This is a genomic window from Streptomyces bauhiniae (assembly GCF_004784475.1).
Classification (GTDB): domain Bacteria; phylum Actinomycetota; class Actinomycetes; order Streptomycetales; family Streptomycetaceae; genus Streptomyces; species Streptomyces seoulensis.
Map to the genome: position 1 here is coordinate 799,617 of NZ_SRRT01000001.1, position 25,144 is coordinate 824,760.

Annotated in this window: 24 protein-coding genes and 1 pseudogene; 24 read left to right on the forward strand and 1 reads right to left on the reverse strand. The window is 70.3% G+C overall.

Annotated features, from left to right (window positions below):
* The first annotated feature begins 11 nt into the window (after positions 1-11).
* The 20 genes from thrB (at position 12) to E5083_RS03915 (ending at position 20,270) form a co-directional block, all read left to right on the forward strand.
* Positions 12-929, forward strand: a complete 918-nt coding sequence (gene thrB / locus E5083_RS03820; protein WP_135784133.1) for a homoserine kinase — start codon at positions 12-14, stop codon at positions 927-929.
* A 405-nt stretch (positions 930-1,334) separates the two neighbouring features.
* Positions 1,335-3,335 (forward strand): transcription termination factor Rho, encoded by a 2,001-nt coding sequence (gene rho, locus E5083_RS03825; RefSeq protein ID WP_135784134.1) that lies wholly within the window; start codon positions 1,335-1,337, stop codon positions 3,333-3,335.
* Positions 3,336-3,695: 360 nt separating this feature from the next.
* Positions 3,696-4,826 carry an LCP family protein gene (locus E5083_RS03830; RefSeq protein WP_135784135.1) on the forward strand — a complete coding sequence of 377 codons (1,131 nt, stop codon included), beginning with the start codon at positions 3,696-3,698 and terminating at the stop codon, positions 4,824-4,826.
* A 161-nt stretch (positions 4,827-4,987) separates the two neighbouring features.
* Positions 4,988-5,206, forward strand: a complete 219-nt coding sequence (gene rpmE / locus E5083_RS03835; RefSeq protein ID WP_030815934.1) for a 50S ribosomal protein L31 — start codon at positions 4,988-4,990, stop codon at positions 5,204-5,206.
* Positions 5,207-5,313: 107 nt separating this feature from the next.
* Positions 5,314-6,390 carry a peptide chain release factor 1 gene (prfA, locus tag E5083_RS03840; RefSeq protein WP_135784136.1) on the forward strand — a complete coding sequence of 359 codons (1,077 nt, stop codon included), beginning with the start codon at positions 5,314-5,316 and terminating at the stop codon, positions 6,388-6,390.
* Positions 6,391-6,483: 93 nt separating this feature from the next.
* A complete protein-coding gene (gene prmC / locus E5083_RS03845) occupies positions 6,484-7,323 on the forward strand; it encodes a peptide chain release factor N(5)-glutamine methyltransferase (protein ID WP_030815940.1) in 840 nt (279 codons plus the stop codon).
* Between the two features lie 52 nt (positions 7,324-7,375).
* Positions 7,376-8,023 carry an L-threonylcarbamoyladenylate synthase gene (locus tag E5083_RS03850; protein WP_086692404.1) on the forward strand — a complete coding sequence of 216 codons (648 nt, stop codon included), beginning with the start codon at positions 7,376-7,378 and terminating at the stop codon, positions 8,021-8,023.
* Between the two features lie 52 nt (positions 8,024-8,075).
* Positions 8,076-8,735: an arsenate reductase/protein-tyrosine-phosphatase family protein gene (locus tag E5083_RS03855; RefSeq protein WP_030815947.1), complete on the forward strand. Its 660-nt coding sequence runs from the start codon at positions 8,076-8,078 to the stop codon at positions 8,733-8,735.
* Positions 8,736-8,853: 118 nt separating this feature from the next.
* Positions 8,854-10,092 (forward strand): serine hydroxymethyltransferase, encoded by a 1,239-nt coding sequence (locus E5083_RS03860; RefSeq protein ID WP_135784137.1) that lies wholly within the window; start codon positions 8,854-8,856, stop codon positions 10,090-10,092.
* Between the two features lie 139 nt (positions 10,093-10,231).
* Complete coding sequence (locus E5083_RS03865) at positions 10,232-11,575, forward strand: MraY family glycosyltransferase (RefSeq protein ID WP_135784138.1); 1,344 nt, start codon at positions 10,232-10,234, stop codon at positions 11,573-11,575.
* A 277-nt stretch (positions 11,576-11,852) separates the two neighbouring features.
* Entirely contained in the window at positions 11,853-12,293 is a 441-nt protein-coding gene (locus E5083_RS03870) for a Cg1360 family ATP-synthase-associated protein (protein ID WP_135784139.1), read from the forward strand.
* Positions 12,294-12,503: 210 nt separating this feature from the next.
* Entirely contained in the window at positions 12,504-13,340 is an 837-nt protein-coding gene (atpB, locus tag E5083_RS03875; RefSeq protein ID WP_135784140.1) for a F0F1 ATP synthase subunit A, read from the forward strand.
* A 74-nt stretch (positions 13,341-13,414) separates the two neighbouring features.
* Positions 13,415-13,663 (forward strand): ATP synthase subunit c family protein, encoded by a 249-nt coding sequence (locus tag E5083_RS03880; protein WP_010357477.1) that lies wholly within the window; start codon positions 13,415-13,417, stop codon positions 13,661-13,663.
* A 38-nt stretch (positions 13,664-13,701) separates the two neighbouring features.
* On the forward strand, positions 13,702-14,247 hold the full coding sequence (locus E5083_RS03885; RefSeq protein WP_030815957.1) for a F0F1 ATP synthase subunit B: 546 nt from the start codon (positions 13,702-13,704) through the stop codon (positions 14,245-14,247).
* The gene (locus E5083_RS03890; RefSeq protein ID WP_135784141.1) at positions 14,244-15,059 is read left to right on the forward strand and encodes a F0F1 ATP synthase subunit delta; all 816 of its coding nucleotides are present in this window, start codon (positions 14,244-14,246) and stop codon (positions 15,057-15,059) included. Before E5083_RS03885 ends, E5083_RS03890 begins: the two co-directional genes overlap by 4 nt.
* Positions 15,060-15,193: 134 nt before the next feature.
* Complete coding sequence (gene atpA, locus E5083_RS03895; RefSeq protein ID WP_135784142.1) at positions 15,194-16,786, forward strand: F0F1 ATP synthase subunit alpha; 1,593 nt, start codon at positions 15,194-15,196, stop codon at positions 16,784-16,786.
* 21 nt (positions 16,787-16,807) lie between these two features.
* Positions 16,808-17,725: a F0F1 ATP synthase subunit gamma gene (locus E5083_RS03900; RefSeq protein WP_135784143.1), complete on the forward strand. Its 918-nt coding sequence runs from the start codon at positions 16,808-16,810 to the stop codon at positions 17,723-17,725.
* On the forward strand, positions 17,726-19,162 hold the full coding sequence (atpD, locus tag E5083_RS03905) for a F0F1 ATP synthase subunit beta (RefSeq protein ID WP_030815964.1): 1,437 nt from the start codon (positions 17,726-17,728) through the stop codon (positions 19,160-19,162).
* Between the two features lie 111 nt (positions 19,163-19,273).
* Entirely contained in the window at positions 19,274-19,651 is a 378-nt protein-coding gene (locus tag E5083_RS03910; protein ID WP_030815967.1) for a F0F1 ATP synthase subunit epsilon, read from the forward strand.
* A 172-nt stretch (positions 19,652-19,823) separates the two neighbouring features.
* Positions 19,824-20,270: a DUF2550 domain-containing protein gene (locus tag E5083_RS03915; RefSeq protein WP_135784144.1), complete on the forward strand. Its 447-nt coding sequence runs from the start codon at positions 19,824-19,826 to the stop codon at positions 20,268-20,270.
* Positions 20,271-20,293: 23 nt separating this feature from the next.
* Here E5083_RS03915 and E5083_RS03920 read toward each other — a convergent pair whose 3' ends face one another.
* A complete protein-coding gene (locus tag E5083_RS03920; protein ID WP_135784145.1) occupies positions 20,294-22,120 on the reverse strand; it encodes a glycoside hydrolase family 18 chitinase in 1,827 nt (608 codons plus the stop codon).
* Between the two features lie 195 nt (positions 22,121-22,315).
* Between E5083_RS03920 and E5083_RS03925 the strand changes: the two are divergent.
* The 4 genes and pseudogenes from E5083_RS03925 (at position 22,316) to E5083_RS03940 (ending at position 25,118) form a co-directional block, all read left to right on the forward strand.
* Positions 22,316-23,010: pseudogene (locus E5083_RS03925) on the forward strand (response regulator transcription factor).
* Complete coding sequence (locus E5083_RS03930; protein WP_135784146.1) at positions 23,007-24,455, forward strand: sensor histidine kinase; 1,449 nt, start codon at positions 23,007-23,009, stop codon at positions 24,453-24,455. The pseudogene E5083_RS03925 and the gene E5083_RS03930 overlap by 4 nt, the downstream one beginning before the upstream one ends.
* A 55-nt stretch (positions 24,456-24,510) precedes the next feature.
* Positions 24,511-24,921: a hypothetical protein gene (locus tag E5083_RS03935; RefSeq protein ID WP_135784147.1), complete on the forward strand. Its 411-nt coding sequence runs from the start codon at positions 24,511-24,513 to the stop codon at positions 24,919-24,921.
* Entirely contained in the window at positions 24,918-25,118 is a 201-nt protein-coding gene (locus E5083_RS03940) for a hypothetical protein (protein ID WP_135784148.1), read from the forward strand. Before E5083_RS03935 ends, E5083_RS03940 begins: the two co-directional genes overlap by 4 nt.
* The last annotated feature ends 26 nt before the right edge of the window (positions 25,119-25,144 follow it).

Below are 25,144 nucleotides of genomic sequence, written 5' to 3' on the forward strand. Positions count from 1 at the left end.
GACTTCGAGCGATGGCCGGTCCCGCCTTCCGTGCCGCCGCCGTCCGGGTGCGCACCCCCGCCACCAGTGCCAACCTCGGTCCGGGCTTCGACGCCCTGGGCCTCGCGCTGGGGCTGTACGACGACGTGGTCGTCCGGGTCGCCGACTCCGGGCTGCACATCGACATCGCCGGTGAGGGCGGCGAGACGCTCCCGCGCGACGAGCGCCATCTGCTCGTACGCGCCCTGCGCACCGCCTTCGACCTGCTGGGCGGACAGCCGCGCGGGCTGGAGATCGTCTGCGCCAACCGCATCCCGCACGGCCGGGGCCTCGGTTCCTCCTCCGCCGCCATCTGCGCGGGGATCGTCGCCGCGCGCGCGGTGACCATAGGCGGCGAGTCCCGTCTCGACGACACCGCGCTGCTGGAGCTGGCCACCGAGATCGAGGGCCACCCCGACAACGTCGCGGCCTGTCTGCTCGGTGGATTCACCTTGTCCTGGCTGGAGTCGGGCGCCGCCCGCGCCGTCCGGACCGAGCCCGACCCCTCCATCGTCCCGGTGGTCTTCGTGCCCGCGAAGCCCCTGCTCACGGAGACCGCGCGCGGACTGCTCCCGCGCACCGTCCCGCATGTCGACGCCGCCGCCAACGCGGGCCGTGCCGCACTGCTCGTCGAGGCCCTCACCCGGCGCCCCGAGCTGCTGCTGCCCGCCACCGAGGACCGGCTGCACCAGGAGTACCGCGCCCCCGCCATGCCGGAGAGCGCCGCACTGGTGGAAAGGCTGCGCGCGGACGGTGTCGCGGCCGTCATCTCCGGTGCCGGGCCCACCGTCATGGCGCTCACCGACGAGGCCACCGCCGACAAGGTGCAGGCCCTCGCGGGCGCCGACTGGGCGGCCAACCGGCTGAGCCTCGACACACAGGGAGCGAGCGTGCTGCCGCTTGCGCCCTGACACCCGGTTGCCGGATTTGGAGAGGGGGAATGTTTGTTGCATCCGGTAGTGTTAATCTCAAGTCTGCACCCGACCCCACCATGGCGAGGTGCTTCGTGTCCCCGTCAGGGACAGACATTCTTCCGGGAGCCTCCCAAGCCACTCCGTGTTCCGTGCGCCGTACCTGGGCAGTACGTCGTGTGGCAGCACTGAGCGAGTCAGCGGGCACGCTCCGGAATCGGCGCCGCCGCGCCATGTGACACCGGGTGTCACGGCTCGCGGGAGCGTCATCACCAGAAATTCTCTTCCGCCGCTTCATGGCGGACCACCGCCCCGGCTCGGTACTTCCGAATGGCACCGATGCCGGACAGCACAACCGGTCGCCGAGCCAGACAGGCCGACGTCCGCTCCAGGGAAGGACCCTTCGTGAGCGACACCACCGATCTGATGGGCGCACGTGTCGAGGAGACCGCTGCCGCGCCCGCCACGGACTCCGCGCCTGCCACCGGTGCCGGCTCCCGGCGGCGCCGTGGTACCGGCCTCGAGGGCATGGTGCTGGCCGAGCTCCAGCAGGTCGCCTCGGGCCTCGGCATCAGGGGCACCGCGCGGATGCGCAAGAGCCAGTTGATCGAGGTCATCAAGGAGGCCCAGGCCGGGGGAAGCGCCCCCAAGGCCGAGGCCCCCGAGGAGACCAAGCCCAAGCGCCGCGCCACCTCCAAGGCCCGTACGGGTGAGGACGCCGGCGAGGCGAAGGCGGAGAAGGCCGCGCAGCCGGCCGCCGACAAGGCCGCCCAGATCGACATCCCCGGCCAGCCGGCCGGCGGTCCCGCCCGCGCGGGCGAGGCCGAGCGCGAGGACGCGCCGAACGAGCGCCGCCGCCGTCGTGCCACCGCCGACGCGGGCAGCCCGGCCGCCGCCGAGTCCACCGAGACCAAGGGCGACAAGAGCGAGCCGAAGGGCGACGCCCAGCAGCAGCCGCAGGCCGACGGCAAGGCCGACGACGGCGAGGGCCGTGGCCGCCGCGACCGCCGGGACCGTGACCGCGACCGGGGCGGCCGTGACCGCGACCGCCGCGGCAAGGGCGACGACCAGCAGGGCGGCGGCCGTCAGGACCGCCAGCAGGGTCAGCAGCAGGGTGGCCGCCAGGACCGTCAGGACCGCGACCGCCAGCAGCAGCAGGATGACGACGACTTCGAGGGCGGCCGCCGTGGCCGTCGCGGCCGCTACCGCGACCGCCGTGGCCGTCGTGGCCGCGACGAGATCGCCGAGCCGCAGGTCAACGAGGACGACGTCCTGATCCCCGTCGCGGGCATCCTGGACATCCTCGACAACTACGCGTTCATCCGCACCTCCGGCTACCTGCCGGGCCCGAACGACGTGTACGTCTCTCTCGCCCAGGTCCGTAAGAACGGTCTGCGCAAGGGCGACCACATCACCGGCGCGGTCCGCCAGCCGAAGGAGGGCGAGCGCCGCGAGAAGTTCAACGCGCTGGTCCGCCTCGACTCGGTCAACGGCATGGCGCCCGAACACGGGCGTGGGCGGCCGGAGTTCAACAAGCTGACGCCGCTGTACCCGCAGGACCGGCTCCGTCTGGAGTCCGAGTCCGGTGTGCTGACGACCCGGATCATCGACCTCGTGTCGCCGATCGGCAAGGGCCAGCGCGGTCTGATCGTGGCCCCGCCGAAGACCGGCAAGACCATGATCATGCAGGCGATCGCCAACGCGATCACGCACAACAACCCCGAGTGCCACCTGATGGTCGTCCTGGTCGACGAGCGTCCGGAAGAGGTCACCGACATGCAGCGGTCGGTGAAGGGCGAGGTCATCTCCTCCACCTTCGACCGCCCGGCCGAGGACCACACCACGGTCGCCGAGCTGGCCATCGAGCGCGCCAAGCGTCTGGTGGAGCTGGGTCACGACGTGGTCGTGCTGCTCGACTCGATCACGCGTCTGGGCCGTGCGTACAACCTCGCCGCCCCGGCGTCGGGCCGCATCCTCTCCGGTGGTGTCGACTCCACCGCCCTGTACCCGCCCAAGCGCTTCTTCGGTGCCGCGCGCAACATCGAGGACGGCGGCTCGCTGACCATCCTCGCCACCGCGCTCGTCGACACCGGGTCCCGCATGGACGAGGTGATCTTCGAGGAGTTCAAGGGCACCGGCAACATGGAGCTCAAGCTCGACCGGAAGCTCGCCGACAAGCGCATCTTCCCCGCGGTGGACGTCGACGCGTCCGGTACCCGCAAGGAAGAGATCCTGCTCGGCAGCGAGGAGCTGGCCATCACCTGGAAGCTGCGTCGCGTGCTGCACGCGCTCGACCAGCAGCAGGCGATCGAGCTGCTGCTGGACAAGATGAAGCAGACCAAGTCGAACATCGAGTTCCTCACCCAGATCCAGAAGACGACGCCGGCCCCCGGCAACGGTGACTGAGCCCCGCTGAGCCACCCGCTTCGGACCTGAGGGCCGCCCCCGCCGCACACGCGGCGGGGGCGGCCCCTTTTCGTGCGCCGATTGCGCACTGCGCGCTCCCGCGAGACCTTTGCCACAGGTGTGACGTTCGGTACCGACTTGGCGCGGTACGGCCCCTTGACGGAAAGCGCAGGTGAACGGGGAGACGGTCCGCCGTCCCGATCACGGAGGGTGACAACTGCCGTACCAGGCGGCGCAGCGCTTTGTGCGAGCCTGTCCCGAGTTTCCCTGGTCGACCAGGTGGAGCGACGATGGAGTGGTGATGACCGCTCCCGACCCTGAACGCAGGGGGTAACCGAACGGACGAGACCTAGGAGCGCAGTGTCCACCGAGAGCACGCCGGAGCCCGGCATACCGGAGACCGGGAACGGCCCCCGCCGCCGGGGCAAGGGCCGCCGCCGCAAGCCCCGCAGTACGGGCCGCAAGGCCCTGCTCGCCACGGCCTGGACGGCCGCGGGCGTGGTCGTGCTGGCCGGTGCCGGCGCCGGGTACGTCTACTTCAAGCTGAACGGCAACATCCACAGCATCGACATCAACCAGATGCTCGGCCGCGACCGGCCCGCCAAGGCCGACAACGGCTCCCAGAACATCCTGGTCCTCGGCTCCGACACCCGCGACGGCGCCAACCGGAAGATCGGCGGGGGAGCGGCCGACAGCGGCGCCCGCTCCGACACCGCGATGATCGTCCACCTCTACAAGGGCCACAAGAAGGCGTCCGTGGTGTCCATCCCGCGCGACACCCTCATCGACCGCCCCGCCTGCGCCGACACCAAGGGCCACACGTACCCGGCGGCGAAGAACGTCATGTTCAACTCGGCCTACGCCACCGGCGGCGCGCCCTGCGCGGTCAGAACCGTCGAGTCGCTCAGCGGCATCCGCATGGACCACTACCTGGAGGTCGACTTCGCGGGCTTCCAGCGCCTGGTCGACGACCTCGGCGGCGTACGCGTCACCACCACCCGCCCCATCCAGGACCCGGACAGTCATCTCCACCTGGCGGCCGGCACGCACACCCTCGACGGCGCGCAGGCGCTCGGCCTGGTGCGTACCCGGCACGGTGTCGGCGACGGCTCCGACCTCGGCCGCATCCAGCTCCAGCAGGCGTTCGTGAAGGCCCTCATCGCCCAGACCAAGCAGGTCGGCGTGCTGAGCAACCCCAAGAAGCTGTACGACCTCGCCGACACCGCGACCCGGACCGTGACCACCGACTCCGACCTCGGCTCGGTCAACTCCCTCGCGGACTTCGCGGGCGGCCTCAAGGGCATCAGCGCCTCCGGGATGCACATGGTCACCATGCCGGTCCAGTACGACCCCGCCGACCCCAACCGGGTGCTGCTGGAGCGGACCAAGGCCCGGCAGATCTGGACGGCGCTGAAGAACGACCAGCCCGTCCCGGACTCCGCGACCGCGGGCTCGGCCACCGGCGGCGCCAAGGGCGTCGTCACCCCCTGAGCCTGCCCCCGGGCCGACCCAAGGGCCCGGGGAATAGAACAGCCCCACCCCCGGTTTTGGGGGATGGCGCCAGTCCTGGCAGACTGGTACGTCGGCTCCGGTTCACGCTCCCGCATTCCCGCGGTGGCGACCCGGCGCCCTCCCGGAACCTAGGAGACACCTTGAAGCGCGACATCCACCCCGAGTACTTCGAGACCCAGGTGAGCTGCACCTGTGGCGCCTCGTTCACCACCCGGAGCACCATCGACGGCACCATCCGTGCCGAGGTCTGCTCCGAGTGCCACCCGTTCTACACGGGCAAGCAGAAGATCCTCGACACCGGTGGCCGCGTGGCCCGCTTCGAGGCCCGCTTCGGCAAGGCTTCCGGCTCCAAGAAGTAGCGAGCCCCGAACCGCCGGTCCACGGTCGCGCCCCGCGAGGGGCGTGACCACGGACCGGCGTTTTTGGTCGCCCGCCAGCCCTTCACCCGCAGTACAGGAGCCGAAAGATGTTCGAGGCAGTCGAGGAACTCGTCGCCGAGCACGCCGATCTGGAGCGCAAGCTCGCCGACCCGTCGGTCCACGCCGACCAGGGACACGCACGCAAGCTGAACAAGCGCTACGCCGAGCTGACCCCGATCGTGGCCACCTTCCGCTCCTGGAAGCAGTCCGGGGACGACATCGAGACCGCCCGTGAGCTGGCGGCCGACGACCCCGACTTCGCCGCCGAGGTCAAGGACCTGGAGAAGCAGCGCGAGGAGCTGACCGACAAGCTCCGCCTGCTCCTGGTCCCGCGCGACCCGAGCGACGACAAGGACGTCATCCTGGAGATCAAGGCCGGCGCCGGCGGCGACGAGTCCGCCCTGTTCGCCGGTGACCTCCTGCGCATGTACCTGCGCTACGCCGAGCGCGTCGGCTGGAAGACCGAGATCATCGACGCCACCGAGTCCGAGCTGGGCGGCTACAAGGACGTCCAGGTCGCGGTGAAGACCAAGGGCGGCCAGGGTGCCACCGAGCCCGGCCAGGGCGTCTGGGCCCGGCTGAAGTACGAGGGCGGGGTGCACCGCGTGCAGCGGGTGCCCGCCACCGAGTCCCAGGGCCGCATCCACACCTCCGCCGCCGGTGTGCTCGTCACCCCCGAGGCCGAGGAGGTGGACGTCGAGATCAACCCCAGCGACCTGCGGATCGACGTGTACCGGTCCTCCGGCCCCGGTGGCCAGTCGGTCAACACCACCGACTCCGCCGTGCGCATCACCCACCTGCCCACCGGTGTGGTCGCCTCCTGCCAGAACGAGAAGAGCCAGCTCCAGAACAAGGAGCAGGCCCTGCGCATCCTGCGCTCCCGGCTGCTCGCCGCCGCCCAGGAGAAGGCCGAGGCGGAGGCCGCCGACGCCCGCCGCAGCCAGGTGCGCACCGTGGACCGCTCCGAGAAGATCCGCACGTACAACTTCCCGGAGAACCGCATCTCCGACCACCGCGTGGGCTTCAAGGCGTACAACTTGGACCAGGTGCTCGACGGCGAGCTGAGCGCGCTGATCCAGGCGTGCGTCGACGCCGACTCGGCCGCGAAGCTCGCGAGCGCCTGAGAACACCTGAGAACGCCAGGCAGGACCACGCACGAGGACCGGAGGAGAAGCGTGCAGCAAGACTTCGGGGGGCGACCCCCGAGCCCCCGCAGCGTGCTGCTCGCGGAGGTGGCCCAGGCCACCCAGCGGCTGGCCGACGCCGGAGTGCCCTCCCCGCGCACCGACGCCGAGGAGCTGGCCGCCTTCGTGCACGCCGTCAAGCGCGGCGCCCTGCACACCGTGAAGGACTCCGACTTCGACGCCCGGTACTGGGAGGTCATCGCCCGCCGCGAGCAGCGCGAGCCGCTCCAGCACATCACCGGGCGGGCCTACTTCCGCTATCTGGAACTCCAGGTCGGCCCCGGCGTCTTCGTGCCCCGGCCGGAGACCGAGTCGGTGGTCGGCTGGGCGATAGACGCGGTACGCGCGATGGACGTCGTCGAGCCCAGCATCGTCGACCTGTGCACCGGCTCCGGCGCCATCGCGCTGGCCCTCGCCCAGGAGGTGCCCCGCTCGCGGGTGCACGCCGTCGAGCTGTCCGAGGACGCGCTGCGCTGGACCCGTAAGAACGTCGAGGGCTCGCGCGTCGACCTGCGCCAGGGGGACGCCCTGTCCGCCTTCCCGGACCTGGACGGCCAGGTCGACCTGGTCATCTCCAACCCGCCGTACATCCCGCTCACCGAGTGGGAGTACGTCGCCCCCGAGGCCCGCGACTACGACCCCGAGCTGGCCCTGTTCTCCGGCGAGGACGGGCTCGACCTGATCCGGGGCATCGAACGCACCGCGCACCGGCTGCTGCGCCCCGGCGGTGTCGTCGTCATCGAGCACGCCGACACCCAGGGCGGCCAGGTGCCGTGGATCTTCACCGAGGAGCGGGGCTGGGCCGACGCGGCCGACCACCCCGACCTCAACAACCGCCCCCGGTTCGCCACGGCCCGCAAGGCGACGCTGTGACCACCGCGCAGCACCATTTCCAGAGTTACGTGTACGAGGAGGCCCGCTAGACATGGCACGGCGATACGACACCAACGACGCCACCGACCGCGTGACGGGCCTGCGCGAGGCAGCCGCCGCCGTACGCCGGGGCGAACTGGTGGTGCTGCCGACCGACACGGTCTACGGCATCGGCGCCGACGCGTTCTCCTCGGAAGCCGTCGCCGACCTGCTCGCCGCCAAGGGCCGGGGCCGCAACATGCCCACCCCCGTCCTCATCGGCTCCCCGAACACCCTGCACGGCCTGGTCACCGACTTCTCCGAGCTGGCCTGGGAACTCGTCGACGCCTTCTGGCCCGGCGCGCTCACCCTGGTCGCCCGGCACCAGCCGTCCCTGCAGTGGGACCTCGGCGACACCCGCGGCACCGTCGCCGTGCGCATGCCGCTGCACCCGGTCGCCATCGAGCTGCTCACCGAGGTCGGCCCGATGGCCGTCTCCTCCGGCAACCTCACCGGCCACCCCGCCCCGGAGACCTGCGACGACGCCCAGCGCATGCTCGGCGACTCCGTCTCCGTCTACCTCGACGGCGGCCCCACCCCGGGCAACGTGCCCTCCTCCATCGTGGACGTCTCGGGCCCCGTTCCGCTGCTGCTGCGCCAGGGCGCGATCTCCCCGGAGGAGCTGCGCAAGGTCGTACCCGACCTCGAGGTGGCGAATTGACGGCCCCCCAGCGGTACGTCCCGCCCGAGCGCTCCGGGCAGGGGGTCCCCCCATGCGCGGCATAGGCGGCGCGGACCGCCCGGCGGAGCAGACCACGACCTTCGGGTTCCCGCGCGACACCTTCCGCATCCTCCACGTCAGCACCGGCAACGTCTGCCGCTCGCCCATCACCGAGCGGCTGACCCGGCATTTCGTGGCGGAACGGCTGGGGGTGCTCGGCGGCGGCCTGATCGTGGAGAGCGCCGGCACCTGGGGCCACGAGGGCGCCCGGATGGAGGAGAACGCGGAGACCGTGCTCTCCGAGTTCGGCGCGGACGCGGCCGGGTTCACCGGCCGGGAACTGCTGGACGAGCACGTCATCATGGCCGACCTGGTGCTGACCGCCACCCGCGACCACCGCGCCCAGGTCATCTCCATGGGCCACTCGGCGGGCCTGCGCACCTTCACGCTGAAGGAGTTCACCCGCCTGGTCCGCGCGATAGACCCGGCCACCCTGCCGCCGCTGGAGGACGGCGTGGTGCTGCGCGCCCGCGCCCTGGTCCGCGCGGCCGCCGCGCTGCGCGGCTGGCTGCTCGCCCCCACCGCCGAGGCGGACGAGGTGTATGACCCCTACGGGGCCCCGCTGCCCTTCTTCCGTTCCATCGGCGACGAGATACGCGACGCCCTCGACCCGGTCGTCACCGCGCTGACGGGCGTGCCCGCCCGCATGTGACGCGCGCCGGGCTCCGGCGCCGGGACTCCTCCGGCGGCCGAGCGGCCGCCTCCCGCACGGCCTACATTGGAGACCTGGGGCCTCGCCCCACGTCACCGTCGACCGCCCGGAGCCCGTCATGTCGGTCACACCCGTGCTGGAAGCGGACACTCTGAGCCGGCAGGACCCGGAGCTGGCCGAGATCCTGCGCGGGGAGCTGGACCGGCAGTCGACGACCCTCCAGCTCACCGCGGCCGAGAACTTCGCCTCGCCCGCCGTGCTCGCCACCCTCGGCTCCCCGCTGGCCAACAAGTACGCCGAGGGCTATCCCGGCTCCCGGTACCACGGGGGCTGCGCGCTGGCCGACACCGCCGAACGCATCGCCGTGGAGCGCGCCAGGGCCCTCTTCGGCGCCGAGCACGCCAACGTCCAGCCCCACACCGGCTCCTCGGCCATGCTGGCCGCCTACGCGGCCGTGCTGCGCCCCGGTGACACCGTCCTCGCCCTCGGCCTGGACGACGGCGGCCATCTCACCCACGGCTCGCCCGCCAACTTCTCCGGCCGCTGGTTCGACTTCGTCGGCTACGGCCTGGACCCGGAGACCGGTCTTGTCGACCACGACGAGGTGCGTCGGCTGGCCCGCGAACACCGGCCCAAGGCTCTGGTGTGCGGCTCGATCGCCTACCCCCGCCACTTCGATCACGCCTTCTTCCGCGAGGTCGCCGACGAGGTCGGGGCGTATCTCATCGTCACCCTCACGCACTCCGCCGGGCTGGTCGCCGGGGGAGCGGCGCCGAATCCGGTGCCGTACGCGGACCTGGTGTGCGCCACCACGCACAAGACGCTGCGCGGGCCGCGCGGGGGACTGATCCTGTGCGGGGCCGGGCTCGCCCAGCGGGTCGACCGGGCGGTGTTCCCCTTCACCCAGGGCGGGGCCCAGATGAACAGCGTCGCCGCGAAGGCCGTCGCGTTCGGGGAGGCGGCCACTCCGGCCTTCGCGGCCTACGCCCACCAGACGGTCGCCAACGCGCACGCGCTCGCCGGGCACCTGGCCGACGCCGGGTTCACGGTCGCCACCGGCGGCACCGACACCGCCCTCATCGTGGCCGACCCCGCCCCGCTCGGCATGGACGGCCGCACCGCGCGCGGGCGGCTCGCGGCCGCCGGGCTGGTGCTGGACTGCTGTGCGCTTGCGCACACCGGCGGCCGGGCGCTGCGGCTCGGCACCGCCGCCGTCACCACCCAGGGCATGGGGGAGCCGGCCATGGCCCGGATCGCCGCTCTGCTGGTCGGCGTGGTGAGCGGTGCCCACGACCCGGCCGCCGCACGGGCCGAGGTACGCGAGCTGACCGCCGACTTCCCGCCGTATCCGGAGTGAGCAACCGGGTGCGAGGGGTGCCATACGGGTACGGAACGACCCCGTCGGAACCATCCCCGTCCCCCGCTGGTCCTTAACCGTACGTGTCCCTCGCTAGGGTGTGGGGCTGTGATGGCCAGCGAGATCTGTGGGGATGCCCGTGCGTGAATACCTGCTGACGCTTCTCATCACGGCCGCGGTGACGTACCTGCTGACAGGGCCGGTACGGAAGTTCGCGATCGTGGCGGGAGCGATGCCGGAGATCCGGGCACGGGACGTGCACCGGGAGCCCACTCCGCGGCTCGGCGGTATCGCCATGTTCTTCGGACTGTGCGCGGGCCTGCTCGTCGCGGACCACCTGGAGAACCTCAACGAGGTCTTCGCCAAGTCCAACGAGCCCCGCGCCCTGCTGTCCGGGGCGGCGCTGATCTGGCTGATCGGCGTGCTGGACGACAAGTTCGAGATCGACGCGCTGATCAAGCTGGGCGGGCAGATGATCGCCGCCGGTGTGATGGTGGTGCAGGGTCTGACGATCCTGTGGCTGCCGGTGCCCGGTGTGGGCCTGGTCGCCGTCACCCAGTGGCAGGGCACCCTGCTGACCGTCGCCCTGGTCGTCATCACCATCAACGCGGTCAACTTCGTGGACGGCCTCGACGGTCTCGCCGCCGGCATGGTCTGCATCGCCACCGCCGCGTTCTTCATGTACGCCTACCGCATCTGGTACGGCTACGGCATCGAGGCGGCCGCCCCGGCGACGCTGTTCGCGGCGATCCTGATGGGCATGTGTCTGGGCTTCCTGCCGCACAACATGCATCCGGCGCGCATCTTCATGGGCGACTCCGGTTCGATGCTGATCGGGCTGGTGCTGGCGGGCAGCGCGATCTCCGTCACGGGGCAGATCGACCCGGACCGGCTGAACCTGTTCTCCGGTTCCGAGCGCAGCACCGTGCACCAGATGGTGCCCGCGTACATCCCGCTGCTGCTGCCGCTGTCGATCATCGCCATCCCGGCCGCCGACCTCGTACTGGCCATCGTGCGCCGCACCTGGCGCGGCCAGTCCCCCTTCGCGGCCGACCGCGGGCATCTCCACCACCGCCTCCTGGAGATCGGGCACTCGCACAGCCGGGCGGTGCTCATCATGTACTTCTGGTCGGCCCTCATCGGCTTCGGCGTCCTCGCCTACTCGGTCAACTCGGCCTCGATGTGGATCGTCCTCGGCGTCGTCTTCCTCAGCGCCATCGGCCTGGTCATGCTCCTCCTGCCCCGCTTCACCCCCCACGCCCCCCGCTGGGCCCAGCACTTCGTCCCCCCGCGCTACCGCCGCTATCCGGAACCTCCGGAGACCGGCGCGGACTCCGGGGACGAGTCCGGCGAAGCGGCCACCGCGGACCTCACCGAGGCGACCCCCGAGCCGGCCGCGGTGGCGGCGGTGCCGGGTGTCAACGGGGCGACCGCGATCGGCGCTCGTACGCGTTCCGCCAAGAATCGCAAGGTAAGAATCTGACTAGAGCATTGCCAAGTCGTGGGGGAGCAAAGCGCCCTAATACCAGACAAGCTCACCCGGTTCTTGCACCTGTGCGCGTCGTCACCCTCATGTGTGACAACAGATGCACCCCCAGGTAAAGACCTCATCAAATAGTTTGTGATACGGTTCACGAGAACCCAGGACAGAGCCGGAGACCGTGAAGCAACGGTCCGACGGCGTAAGAGTTTCCGTACTCGGTCCGGGACTACGCTCGTCCATGACGACACCTGCCCCCTGTGAAAGCGGAGTTGCCGCCATGCCGTCCAATGACGTCCGGATTCTTGCCCAGGCCGCCGTGCCCACGGCTGCCGTCGGCGCGATCGCCGCCGTCGTCAGCGGTGTGGTCGCCGGTGGCAAGGGTGCGATCGGGGCCGTCGTGGGCACACTGATCGTCATCCTCTTCATGGGGATCGGTCTTTACGTCCTGCAGCGCACCGCCAGGTCGTTCCCGCAGCTCTTCCAGATGATGGGCCTGATGCTCTACGCGGCCCAACTCCTGCTGCTGGTCGTCTTCGTGGGTCTGTTCAAGAACACCACCCTGTTCAACCCCCGTGCCTTCGCCGTCGTTCTGGTGGTGGCCACCCTCACGTGGATCGTCGCCCAGGCGCGCGCCCACATGAAGGCCAAGATCCTCTACGTCGATCCCGATGCTTCGTCGAAGGACGACAAGTCCCAGAAGACGGACCGATCGTCGTGAGGGGTAGGGCCGGGATAAAGGCGCGGGAGAGATCCTGCTATCGTCCGGTGCCAACTGCGGCATCGCGGGCGCGGGCACTCAAGCTGACGCCTGTTCCACTGCGAGGCTAGATGCCCCCCAGCCGCCCCCACATCCGTAACACCAGTCCCGTGCCGAACCGCGGCCGTACGCCGCGCCGACACAACGAGGTTGCCGTACCTATGCGCCACGATGAAGGAGCCCGCGGTGAGTGCTGATCCGACGCAGACGCTCGCTTTCGACACGAGCTGTCACCTGTTCTCCGGGTGCGGCTTCCCGGCTCCGGGCCTGCACTCGTTCCTGTTCAAGCCGCTCTGGGGCGACGCGGACAGCAACCTGTACTTCAACAAGACGATGCTGCTGGCCCTGATCGGCTCCATCGTCGTCGTGGCCTTCTTCTGGGCCGCCTTCGCCCGCCCGAAGGTCGTCCCCGGCAAGCTCCAGATGATCGCCGAGTCCGGCTACGACTTCATCCGGCGCGGCGTCGTCTACGAGACGATCGGCAAGAAGGAGGGCGAGAAGTACGTACCTCTGGTCGTCTCGCTGTTCTTCTTCGTCTGGATGATGAACCTCTGGTCGATCATCCCGGTCGCCCAGTTCCCGGTGACGGCGATCATCTCGTACCCGGCCATCCTGGCCGCGATCGTCTACGTCCTCTGGGTCGGTCTCACCTTCAAGCGCCAGGGCTTCGTCGGCGCCTTCAAGAACTTCACCGGTTACGACAAGTCGCTCGGCGCGGTGCTCCCGCTGTCGATGACGATCGAACTGTTCTCGAACCTGCTGGTCCGGCCGTTCACGCACGCCGTGCGGCTCTTCGCCAACATGTTCGCCGGTCACACCCTGCTGCTGCTCTTCACGATCGCAAGCTGGTACATGCTGAACGGCATCGGCATCGCCTACTCCGCCGTCTCGTTCGTCATGGTCCTCGTGATGACCGCCTTCGAACTCTTCATCCAGGCTGTCCAGGCGTACGTCTTCGTGCTCCTCACGTGCAGCTTCATCCAGGGCGCGCTCGCCGAGCACCACTGAGCAACTGCGCCTCACCCATCCAGACATCCGGTGGCCATCCCCCACCGGTCATTGAAAGAGAAGGAAGAACCGGCATGTCCGCTCTCCAGACCCTTGCCGCCGGCGTCGAGATCAAGGGCAACCTCGGCTCCATCGGTTACGGCCTCGCCGCCATCGGCCCGGGCGTCGGCGTCGGCATCATCTTCGGTAACGGCACCCAGGCGCTCGCCCGCCAGCCCGAGGCTGCCGGCCTGATCCGCGCCAACCAGATCCTCGGCTTCGCCTTCTGTGAGGCGCTCGCCCTGATCGGTCTGGTCATGCCGTTCGTCTACCCGAGCGCCTGATCCGACCGACGCCCTTTAGCTAGACGAAAGGCACTGATATGAGCCCCCTGGTAATGCTGGCGGCTGAGGAGGCCGAGAACCCCCTCATCCCGCCGATCCCAGAGCTCGTCATCGGCCTGATCGCCTTTGTCATCGTCTTCGGCTTCCTCGCCTGGAAGCTCCTCCCGAACATCAACAAGGTTCTGGAGGAGCGCCGCGAAGCGATCGAGGGCGGGATCGAGAAGGCCGAGGCCGCGCAGACCGAGGCTCAGAGCGTCCTCGAGCAGTACAAGGCCCAGCTCGCCGAGGCCCGTCACGAGGCCGCCCGGCTGCGCCAGGAGGCTCAGGAGCAGGGTGCGACGCTCATCGCGGAGATGCGGGCCGAGGGCCAGCGTCAGCGCGAGGAGATCGTCGCCGCCGGTCACGCCCAGATCGCGGCCGACCGCAAGGCCGCTTCGGCCTCGCTCCGCCAGGACGTCGGCAAGCTCGCCACCGAACTGGCCGGCAAGCTCGTCGGTGAGTCCCTCGAGGACCACGCCCGGCAGAGCCGTGTGATCGACCGCTTCCTCGACGAGCTCGACGAGAAGGCCGAGGCCACGCGATGAACGGAGCGAGCCGCGAGGCCCTGGCAGCCGCACGGGAGCGTCTCGACGCGCTGACGGACTCCACCTCCGTGGACGCCGCGCAGCTCGCCGACGAGCTGGCGGCCGTCACCGCGCTGCTCGACCGCGAGGCCGGCCTGCGCCGGGTCCTCACCGACCCGGCGCAGCCCGCCGAGGCCAAGGCCGAGCTGGTGCAGCGCCTGATCGGCGGCCAGGTGAGCGGTCCGACCGCCGACCTGGTGACCGGTCTCGCCCGGTCCCGCTGGTCGCAGCCCCGCGACCTGGTGGACGCGCTGGAGGAGCTGGCGGACATCGCCGACCTCACCGCCGCGGAGAAGTCGGGCACGCTGGACGACGTCGAGGACGAGCTGTTCCGGTTCGGCCGGATCGTCGCCTCCGACCCGGCCCTGCGGGCCGCGCTGACCGACCGGTCGGCGTCCACCGCGGCCAAGGCCGAGCTGGTGCACCGGCTGCTGGGCGGACGGGCCAAGCCCGTCACCGAGCGTCTGGTCACCCGACTGGTTACCGCGCCGCGTGGACGTAGCCTGGAAGCGGGACTCGAGTCCCTGTCCAAGCTGGCCGCGGAGCGCCGGGACCGGCTGGTGGCGACCGTCACCTCGGCGGTGCCGCTGAGCGAGGCCCAGAAGCGTCGCCTGGGTGACGCCCTGGCCAAGCTCTACGGCCGCCGGATGCACCTCAACCTGGACGTGGACCCCGAGGTCATCGGCGGTATCCGGGTGCAGGTCGGTGACGAGGTCATCAACGGCTCCCTGGCGGACCGGCTGGACGACGCCGCCCGCCGTATGGCGAGCTAGAACTCAACACGCAGTACGTAATTACGGCCCTGGTTGGGCCGTGCAGAGGATTCACCTCGTTCAGGGGGGAGTCCGGAGTCAGACATCCCCCCAAAGTGAAACTTCGGGCCCAACAAGGAGAGCAGGGAACCCAGATGGCGGAGCTCACGATCCGGCCGGAGGAGATCCGGGACGCACTGGAGAACTTCGTCCAGTCGTACAAGCCGGACGCGGCCTCGCGCGAGGAGGTCGGTACGGTCACCGTCGCCGGCGACGGCGTCGCGAAGGTCGAGGGTCTTCCCTCGGCCATGGCCAACGAGCTGCTGAAGTTCGAGGACGGCACCCTCGGCCTCGCCCTCAACCTCGAGGAGCGCGAGATCGGTGCCATCGTTCTCGGCGAGTACAGCGGCATCGAGGAGGGCCAGCCGGTGCACCGCACCGGAGAGGTCCTCTCGGTCGCCGTCGGCGACGGCTACCTCGGCCGTGTCGTCGACCCGCTGGGCCAGCCGATCGACGGCCTCGGCGAGGTCGAGACCGACGGCCGCCGCGCCCTCGAACTGCAGGCCCCCACGGTCATGGAGCGCCAGTCGGTGCACCAGCCGATGGAGACGGGCTACATGGCGGTCGACGCCATGACCCCGATCGGCCGCGGCCAGCGCCAGCTCATCATCGGTGACCGCCAGACCGGCAAGACCGCCCTGGCCGTCGACACGATCATCAACCAGCGCGACAACTGGCGCACCGGCGACCCGAACAAGCAGGTCCGCTGCATCTACGTCGCCATCGGCCAGAAGGGCTCCACCATCGCCGGCGTACGCCGCGCGCTGGAGGAGAACGGCGCGCTGGAGTACACGACCATCGTCGCCGCCCCGGCGTCCGACCCGGCCGGCTTCAAGTACCTGGCGCCGTACACCGGTTCCGCCATCGGCCAGCACTGGATGTACCAGGGCAAGCACGTCCTGATCGTCTTCGACGACCTGTCGAAGCAGGCCGACGCCTACCGCGCCGTGTCCCTGCTGCTGCGCCGTCCGCCGGGCCGCGAGGCGTACCCCGGTGACGTCTTCTACCTGCACTCCCGTCTGCTGGAGCGCTGCGCGAAGCTCTCCGACGACATGGGCGCCGGCTCGATGACGGGTCTGCCGATCGTCGAGACGAAGGCCAACGACGTCTCGGCGTTCATCCCGACCAACGTCATCTCCATCACCGACGGCCAGTGCTTCCTGGAGTCGGACCTCTTCAACGCCGGTCAGCGTCCCGCGCTGAACGTCGGTATCTCCGTCTCCCGAGTCGGCGGTTCCGCCCAGCACAAGGCGATGAAGCAGGTCTCCGGCCGACTGCGCGTGGACCTCGCCCAGTTCCGTGAGCTGGAGGCGTTCGCCGCCTTCGGTTCCGACCTGGACCAGGCGTCCAAGAACCAGCTCGACCGCGGTCAGCGGATGACCGAGCTGCTGAAGCAGAACCAGTACCAGCCGATGTCCACCGAGGACCAGGTCGTCTCGATCTGGGCCGGTGGTACGGGCCGCATGGACGACGTGCCGGTCGAGGACGTCCGTCGCTTCGACAAGGAGCTGCTGGAGTACCTGCACCGTTCGCACCAGGGCCTGATGACCTCCATCAAGGAGGGCGGCAAGATGTCGGACGACACCCTGCAGGGCATCGGTGACGCGATCGCGGAGTTCAAGAAGCAGTTCGAGACCTCGGACGGCAAGCTCCTCGGCGACGACACCCCGGCCTCTCCCGCCAAGTGACGTAAGGAAGGGACCTGACTCATGGGAGCCCAGCTCCGGGTCTACAAGCGTCGCATCCGATCCGTCACCGCGACCAAGAAGATCACCAAGGCGATGGAGATGATCGCCGCCTCGCGTGTCGTCAAGGCGCAGCGCAAGGTGGCGGCCTCCAAGCCGTACGCGGACGAGCTGACCCGCGCGGTCAAGTCGGTCGCCACCGGCTCGAACACCAAGCACCCGCTCACCACGGAGGCCGAGAACCCGACCCGTGCCGCGGTCCTGCTCCTCACGAGCGACCGCGGCCTGGCCGGCGCCTTCAACTCCAACGCCATCAAGGCGGGCGAGCAGCTCACCGAGCGCCTCGAGCGCGAGGGCAAGCAGGTGGAGACGTTCATCGTCGGCCGCCGCGGTGTCGCGCACTACAACTTCCGTGAGCGCAAGATCGCGGAGTCGTGGACGGGTTTCACCGACGAGCCCACGTACGGGGACGCCAAGAAGGTCGCGGCGCCCCTGATCGAGGCCGTCGAGACGCCCGACGCGGACGGCGGCGCGGACGAGCTGTACATCGTCTTCACCGAGTTCGTCTCGATGATGACGCAGACGGCGGTCGCCGAGCGGCTGCTCCCGCTGCGCCTCGACGAGGTCACGGAGGAGAAGACCGGCGACGGTGAGATCCTCCCGCTGTACGACTTCGAGCCGTCGGCGGAGGACGTCCTGGACGCCCTGCTGCCCCGGTACGTCGAGAGCCGCATCTACAACGCGATGCTCCAGTCGGCCGCTTCGAAGCACGCCGCCACGCGGCGCGCGATGAAGTCGGCCACCGACAACGCGGGCGAGCTGATCAACACGCTCTCCCGTCTTGCCAACGCGGCCCGCCAGGCCGAAATCACCCAGGAAATCAGCGAGATCGTCGGTGGCGCCAGCGCCCTGGCCGACGCGACCGCGGGGAGTGACCGATAAATGACCACCACTGTTGAGACCGCGGCGGCCACGGGTCGCGTCGCCCGCGTCATCGGCCCGGTCGTCGACGTGGAGTTCCCCGTCGACGCGATGCCGGAGATCTACAACGCCCTGACCGTCGAGGTCGCCGACCCGGCGAAGCACGGCGAGAAGAAGACGCTGACCCTGGAGGTCGCCCAGCACCTGGGTGACGGCCTGGTCCGCACCATCTCCATGCAGCCCACCGACGGTCTGGTCCGCCAGTCCGTCGTGACGGACAGCGGCGACGCGATCTCCGTCCCGGTCGGCGACTTCACCAAGGGCAAGGTGTTCAACACCCTCGGTGAGGTGCTGAACGTCGACGAGAAGCACACCGGCGAGCGCTGGCCGATCCACCGCAAGGCCCCGAACTTCGACGAGCTCGAGTCGAAGACCGAGATGTTCGAGACGGGCGTCAAGGTCATCGACCTGCTCACCCCGTACGTCAAGGGCGGCAAGATCGGCCTGTTCGGCGGTGCCGGTGTCGGCAAGACGGTGCTCATCCAGGAGATGATCTACCGCGTCGCCAACAACCACGACGGTGTCTCGGTGTTCGCCGGTGTCGGTGAGCGCACGCGTGAGGGCAACGACCTCATCGCGGAGATGACCGAGTCGGGCGTCATCGACAAGACCGCGCTCGTCTTCGGTCAGATGGACGAGCCGCCGGGCACCCGTCTGCGCGTCGCGCTGGCCGGCCTCACCATGGCCGAGTACTTCCGTGACGTCCAGAAGCAGGACGTGCTGTTCTTCATCGACAACATCTTCCGCTTCACGCAGGCCGGTTCCGAGGTCTCCACGCTGCTCGGCCGCATGCCGTCCGCCGTGGGTTACCAGCCGAACCTGGCCGACGAGATGGGTCTCCTCCAGGAGCGCATCACGTCGACCCGCGGTCACTCGATCACCTCGATGCAGGCGATCTACGTCCCCGCGGACGACCTGACCGACCCGGCCCCGGCCACCACGTTCGCCCACCTCGACGCGACGACGGTGCTGTCCCGTCCGATCTCGGAGAAGGGCATCTACCCGGCCGTGGACCCGCTGGACTCCACGTCCCGCATCCTGGACCCGCGGTACATCGCGCAGGACCACTACGACTGCGCCATGCGCGTCAAGAACATCCTGCAGAAGTACAAGGACCTCCAGGACATCATCGCGATCCTCGGTATCGACGAGCTGGGCGAGGAGGACAAGCTCGTCGTCCACCGTGCCCGTCGCGTGGAGCGCTTCCTGTCCCAGAACACCCACGTCGCCAAGCAGTTCACCGGCGTGGACGGTTCGGACGTTCCGGTGGACGAGACCATCGCCGCGTTCAACGCGATCTGCGACGGTGAGTACGACCACTTCCCGGAGCAGGCGTTCTTCATGTGCGGTGGCATCGAGGACCTGAAGAAGAACGCGAAGGAGCTGGGCGTCTCCTGACACCCGCGCTCCTGGCCGGGGGGCGGGCACGTCCCGCCCCCTCGGCCAAGCCCCCTGATATTGACCCCGACACCCGGCACATCCGCCGGGTGGTGATCCGAGGAGCCAACCTTGGCTGCTGAGCTGCACGTCGAGCTGGTCGCCGCCGACCGCCAGGTCTGGTCCGGCGAGGCCACCCTGGTCGTCGCGCGCACCACGTCCGGCGACATCGGCGTCATGCCCGGTCACCAGCCGCTGCTCGGTGTGCTGGAGTCGGGCCCGGTGACCATCCGCACCAGCGACGGCGGCACTGTCGTCGCCGCGGTGCACGGCGGTTTCATCTCGTTCGCGGACGACAAGCTGTCGCTGCTGGCCGAGATCGCCGAGCTGGCGGAGGAGATCGACGTCCAGCGCGTCGAGCGCGAGCTGGAGCGAGCGAAGGCGGAGGACGACGAGGACGCCCAGCGTCGCGCCGACGTCCGTCTGCGGGCGGCGACCTCCGCGCGCTGATCATCGCGCCGTGTGACCATCATTCAGCCGCGGCCGGCCCGGAAACATTCCGGTGCCGGTCGCGGCTGAGGTGAATCCGGGTGTTTTTCCGGTTCCATTACCTGGCTCTGCGGTTTCATTACCCTGAGCCGAAAGCAGTTCCACTACCTGGGAGACGAGGAGGTCGGTGCCGATGGTCCTCGCTCTGACTGTGTGCGGAATCGTGGTCGCGCTCGTGGTGGTGGGTCTGTTCCTGTTCGGCCTGCGCCGCAGGCTCATCCAGCGGTCCGGCGGCACCTTCGACTGTTCGCTGCGCTGGGACGTGGCGGAGCAGAGCGATGTGAACGGCAAGGGCTGGAGCTACGGCATCGCCCGCTACAACGGGGACCGCATCGAGTGGTTCCGGGTGTTCTCCTACGCCCTGCGCCCGCGCCGGGTGCTGGAGCGCTCGCGGATCGAGGTGGCCGGACGCCGGCTGCCCGAGGGCGAGGAGGAGCTGGCGCTGCTGTCCGACGCGGTGATCCTCGCCTGTGTCCACCGGGGCACCCGCCTCGAACTCGCCATGAGCGAAGACGCGCTGACCGGATTTCTCGCGTGGCTGGAAGCAGCCCCGCCCGGTCAGCGCGTCAACGTCGCTTGAGGGGCTAGGCCCCCCGAACTTCCTTACGACAGGCCGTTGCTGAGGGCCGTCACGAGTTCACCGTTGCTGGTGTCCCCGGTGAAGTCCCAGAAGAACGCGCCGCCCAGGCCCTGCTGCTTCGCCCAGCTCATCTTGCCGGCGATGGTCGACGGGGTGTCGTACGACCACCAGTTGCTGCCGCAGTGGGCGTACGCGGTGCCCGCGATCGTGCCGGTGACCGGGCAGGAGCCCTTGAGCACCTTGTAGTCCTCGATACCGGCCTCGTAGGTGCCCGGAGCGGCTCCGGTGGCGGTGCCGCCGGGGGCGTCCTGGGTGACACCGGTCCAGCCGCGGCCGTAGAAGCCGATGCCGATGAGCAGCTTGTTCGCCGGGACACCGGCCGCCTTGTACTTGGCCATCGCGTCGGCGGTGGTGAAGCCCGCCTTCGGGATGCCGCTGTACGAGGTGAGCGGGGAGTGCGGGGCCGTCGGACCCTTGGCGTCGAAGGCGCCGAAGAAGTCGTACGTCATCACGTTGTACCAGTTGAGGTACTGCGAGGCGCCCGCGTAGTCGGCGGCCTCGATCTTGCCGCCGCTGGAGCCGTCCGCGGTGACCGCGGCGGTGACCAGGTAGTTGGCGCCGAACTTGGCGCGCAGCGCGGAGGCCACGTTCTTGAAGGCCGCGGAGCCGCTGGTGTCGCAGGACAGACCGCAGGCGTTGGGGTACTCCCAGTCGATGTCGATGCCGTCGAAGACATCGGCCCAGCGGGGGTCCTCCACCAGGTCGTAGCAGGACTGGGCGAACGCGGCCGGGTTCTTGGCCGCCTCGCCGAAGCCGCCGGACCAGGTCCAGCCGCCGAAGGACCACAGCACCTTGATGTTCGGGTACTTGGCCTTGAGCTGCCGGAGCTGGTTGAAGTTGCCGCGCAGCGGCTGGTCCCAGGTGTCGGCGGCGCCGCTGACCGACTGGTCGGCGGTGAACGCCTTGTCGTAGTCGGCGTAGGAGTCACCGATCGCGCACTTGCCGCCGGTGACATTGCCGAAGGCGTAGTTGATGTGCGTGATCTTGGACGCGGAGCCGGACGTCACGATGTTCTTGACGTTGTAGTTCCGGCCGTAGATGCCCCACTCGGTGAAGTAGCCGAGCTTGACCTTGTCGCCGGTGGCGGGCGGCGGGTTGGTGCCGCCGCCGGTGGTGCGCACGGCGGTCGCGGCGCTGGCCGGACCGGTCTGGTCGGCGGTGTCGCGGGCGCGCACGCTGTAGGAGTAGTCGGTGCCGGCGGTGAGGCCGGTGTCCGAGTACGAGGTGGTGGTGACGGTGGCGACCTTGGCGCCGTCGCGCAGCACGTCGTAGTTCTTGACGCCCTTGTCGTCGGTGGCGGCCGACCAGCTCAGCTTGACCGAGGTGTCGGTCACGGCGGAGGCGGTGGGCTGGCCGGGGGCGGAGGGCGCCGCGTCGCCGGGCACCGTGGTGCCGTCACAACTGTCGCCGTTCAGCTTGCAGTTGCTCGGGGAGCCGGTGCCCGCGCCGTTGAAGGCGAAGGAGATGGAGGAGCCGGGGGCGACCGAGCCGTTGTACGACTTGTTCTTCGCCGTCCAGTGGGTGCCGGAGGAGGTGACGTCGGCGTCCCACGCGGAGGTGACGGACGTGCCCGAGGGGAAGTCCCACTCGATCGTCCAGGAGCTGATGGCGGTGGTGCCGGTGTTCTTGACGGTCCACTTGCCTTCGAAACCGCTGCCCCAGTCCTGGGACTTCACATAGCTCGCGGTGACGTTGGTGGCGGCCTCGGCGGGGGCGGCCAGGCCGACGAGGCCGGCCAGGGGGAGCAGCAGGGTCACGGCACCCGCCGCGACTCTGTGTCTGAAGCGCATGTGCGCCTCCCTCGATGTCGGGGGGAACTTCACGAGGCATGGGGGGCATGACTGAGCCTTCACGCCCATGCTGTGCCGCGACAATAGGAAAGGTCTGGACCAGAGGTCAATAGGTCTGGACCATTTGTTCCGCAATTCGACTTAACCTCAACTCCTCTGTTGCTGTTGAGGTTTGGCAGTCCGCGAGGAGGACGCGTGAGTGACTCGGCAAGCCCCGGAACCGTCCTGGTGGTGGACGACGACGCGGCGATCCGCCGCTCCCTGGAGCGCGGCCTCAGGCTGAACGGCTTCACCGTGCGCACCGCCGCCGACGGCCGCCAGGCGCTCGCCGCCATCGGCCAGGAGCCGCCGGACGTGCTGGTGCTGGACGTGTCGATGCCCGGCCTCACCGGCATCCAGGTGTGCGCTCGGCTCCGCGAGGAGGGCCGCGAACTGCCCGTCCTGATGCTGTCCGCGCTGGACGAGACCGCCGACCGGATCGCCGGGCTCCAGGCGGGCGGCGACGACTACCTGGTCAAGCCCTTCGCCCTCCAGGAACTCGTGCTCGGCTGCGCGCCCTGCTGCGCCGCAGCCCGCCCAGCGGCCGGGAGGTGCTGCGCGAGGCCGGGATCGAGATAGACCCCGGCGCCCGTACCGCGCTGCGCGACGGCCGCGTACTCGACCTGACCCGGCGGGAGTTCGAGCTCCTGGAGGTGCTGATGCGCAACGCCGGGCTCGTCCTCACCCGCGACCAGCTCCTCGAACGCGTCTGGGGTTACGACTTCGAGGTACGTACCGACGCCGTCGACACCTTCGTCAGCTATCTGCGCCGGAAACTGGAGGCCGACGGCGCGCCCAGGCTGGTGCACACCGTGCGCGGGGTCGGCTTCGTGTTCCGGGAGGCGCGGTGAGGCTCTCCGCCCGTGTCGGCCTCGCCGTCGGCTGCACCGTCCCGCTGCTGGTGCTGGCCTCCGGCTGGCTGCTGACCCACCTGGTCGCCCGCGACCTGCACCGGGCCGGCGACCAGCACCTGCGCCAACGTGCCGCCGCCATCGCCCCGGACGCCCGCGCCCTGCTGCGCGCCTCGGCGGGCAACCGCCCCCGCGTGGCCGACCAGCGCGAGCGGCAACTCTTCAGCGCCGCCCTCGACGTCGGCGTACGCGTCCAGGGGCCGGACGGTGTCTTCAGCGGCGGCCCCCAGCCCGGCGCCTCGGCCCAACTGCCCGAGCGGACCGGGGTGCCGGTGACCATCCGCGACGGCGCCCGGAGCTGGCGCGGGCTGGCCCGGCCGGTGCGCGGCGGCACCCTGTGGGTGTTCGCCCCGGACACCGCCGACCGGGCCCAAGTCCTGCTGGTCCGGCGCCGGGTGGTGTTCACCGCGCTGCTCGCGGCGCCCGCCGCCGGTGCCCTCGCCTGGGCCCTGGCCGCCGGTGCGAGCGCGCCCCTGCGCCGCCTCACCCGGCGTACGGCGGGCCTGGACCCGCGCACCAGCGGCGTACGGCTCGGACCGGAGCGCACCGGCGTCACCGAGGTCGACGAACTCAGCGCCACCCTGCGCACGGTGCTCGCCCGCTACGACGAACAGGCCGCCCGCACAGCCGAGGCGCTCGACACCGCCCGTTCCTTCTCCTCGGCCGCCGCGCACGAACTGCGCACCCCGCTGATGAGCATGGGCACCAACCTCGACGTCCTCGACCTCCCCGGCCTGCCCGACCCCGACCGGGACGAGGCACTGGCCGACCTCCGCCTCGAACACGCCCGTCTGCTGCACCTGCTGGTGATGCTCCGGGAGCTGGGCCGGGGTGACCTGGTGGAGGCCGAGACCTTCGCCGCCGTGGACCTCGCGGACCTCGCCGACACCGCCGTGGCCGAGGTACGGAGGCGGGACCGGGGCGCCGATGTCGTCCTGGACGCCGAGCCGGGGGTCACCGTGCCGGGGTGGGAGCCGGGGCTGCGGCTGCTGCTGGACAACCTGCTCGCCAACGCGCTCGCCCACGGCCGCGATCCGGCGGGCGTCGCGCGGATACGGGTGGCCGTGGGGCGTGCGGGGGAGCAGGCCGTGGTGGTCGTGGCCGACCAGGGGCCCGGCATACCGGCCGCGTCCCGCCAGCGGCTCTTCGAGCGGTTCCAGCGGGGCCCTGACAGCACCGGCTCGGGGCTGGGGCTCACCCTGGTCGCCCAGCAGGCCGCGCTGCACCGGGGGAGCGTCGGCGTCACCGACGGCCCGGACGGCACCGGGGCCCGCTTCGAGGTACGGCTGCCGCTGGACGGCACCGGGGCGCCGGGGCGGCGGGACTGGCTGATCGGGACGGCCGGGGCGAACCGGTCACAAGGTTTCCCCAAAGACGCCTCCTAGCCTCCGGGGCGACGGACGGCACCACAGCCCGTCCCGGACGTGAACGGAGACGCACATGGACGCACGACGAAGCACCCGCACCCTCCTCGCGGGCCTCGCCACGGCGGCGCTGCTGGCGGGCTCGGCCGGTGCCGCGTCCGCCGCCGACGCCTCTCCCGGCGCCAAGCCCGCCGGTGACGGCGCGCGAGCCCTCTGCAAGCGGGCCCCGAAGGTCGACCAGCGCATCGACCGCGCCCTGAAGCGGCTCGACGCCGGCAAGGCCCGGCGCGGCTCCGTGGCCCGGCTCCAGCAGCGCGTCGACAACGCCAAGAAGGCCGGCCACACCGAGATCGCCACCTTCCTCCAGGGCCGCCTCGACACCCGGGAGTCCCTGAAGAAGGACCTGGAGCAGCGCAAGAAGGACCTCGCCGGGGTCAAGACCTGGTGCGCGAAGAACGACGGCGGCAACAAGGACAGCGCCAAGTGAGGCCCGGCACCCGGCGCGCGGCGGCGGCCGTCACCCTGGCCGCCCTCGCCGCCCTCACCACCGCCTGCGGCCACGACGACGCCGCCACCCCGTCCAGCACCCCCTCGGGCTACGCGGACATGAAGCAGAAGGTCGACGCCGCGGAGTCGGCGGCCGCCGCGGCCGACCGCGACGCCACCAGCGACGCGGACCGGTAGGGGCGGCCGGAGAGGTCGCAAAGGGG

What these genes read in the sequence shown, in the direction of transcription:
- E5083_RS03870 (WP_135784139.1), top strand. Translation starts at nt 11,853, where the DNA reads ATGCCGTCCAATGACGTCCGGATTCTTGCCCAGGCCGCCGTGCCCACG.
- thrB (WP_135784133.1), top strand. Translation starts at nt 12, where the DNA reads ATGGCCGGTCCCGCCTTCCGTGCCGCCGCCGTCCGGGTGCGCACCCCC.
- prfA (WP_135784136.1), top strand. Translation starts at nt 5,314, where the DNA reads ATGTTCGAGGCAGTCGAGGAACTCGTCGCCGAGCACGCCGATCTGGAG.
- atpD (WP_030815964.1), top strand. Translation starts at nt 17,726, where the DNA reads ATGACCACCACTGTTGAGACCGCGGCGGCCACGGGTCGCGTCGCCCGC.
- E5083_RS03900 (WP_135784143.1), top strand. Translation starts at nt 16,808, where the DNA reads ATGGGAGCCCAGCTCCGGGTCTACAAGCGTCGCATCCGATCCGTCACC.
- E5083_RS03890 (WP_135784141.1), top strand. Translation starts at nt 14,244, where the DNA reads ATGAACGGAGCGAGCCGCGAGGCCCTGGCAGCCGCACGGGAGCGTCTC.
- E5083_RS03885 (WP_030815957.1), top strand. Translation starts at nt 13,702, where the DNA reads ATGAGCCCCCTGGTAATGCTGGCGGCTGAGGAGGCCGAGAACCCCCTC.
- E5083_RS03855 (WP_030815947.1), top strand. Translation starts at nt 8,076, where the DNA reads ATGCGCGGCATAGGCGGCGCGGACCGCCCGGCGGAGCAGACCACGACC.
- E5083_RS03850 (WP_086692404.1), top strand. Translation starts at nt 7,376, where the DNA reads ATGGCACGGCGATACGACACCAACGACGCCACCGACCGCGTGACGGGC.
- E5083_RS03935 (WP_135784147.1), top strand. Translation starts at nt 24,511, where the DNA reads ATGGACGCACGACGAAGCACCCGCACCCTCCTCGCGGGCCTCGCCACG.
- E5083_RS03880 (WP_010357477.1), top strand. Translation starts at nt 13,415, where the DNA reads ATGTCCGCTCTCCAGACCCTTGCCGCCGGCGTCGAGATCAAGGGCAAC.
- atpB (WP_135784140.1), top strand. Translation starts at nt 12,504, where the DNA reads ATGAAGGAGCCCGCGGTGAGTGCTGATCCGACGCAGACGCTCGCTTTC.
- E5083_RS03915 (WP_135784144.1), top strand. Translation starts at nt 19,824, where the DNA reads ATGGTCCTCGCTCTGACTGTGTGCGGAATCGTGGTCGCGCTCGTGGTG.
- E5083_RS03860 (WP_135784137.1), top strand. Translation starts at nt 8,854, where the DNA reads ATGTCGGTCACACCCGTGCTGGAAGCGGACACTCTGAGCCGGCAGGAC.
- atpA (WP_135784142.1), top strand. Translation starts at nt 15,194, where the DNA reads ATGGCGGAGCTCACGATCCGGCCGGAGGAGATCCGGGACGCACTGGAG.
- E5083_RS03920 (WP_135784145.1), bottom strand. Translation starts at nt 22,120, where the DNA reads ATGCGCTTCAGACACAGAGTCGCGGCGGGTGCCGTGACCCTGCTGCTC.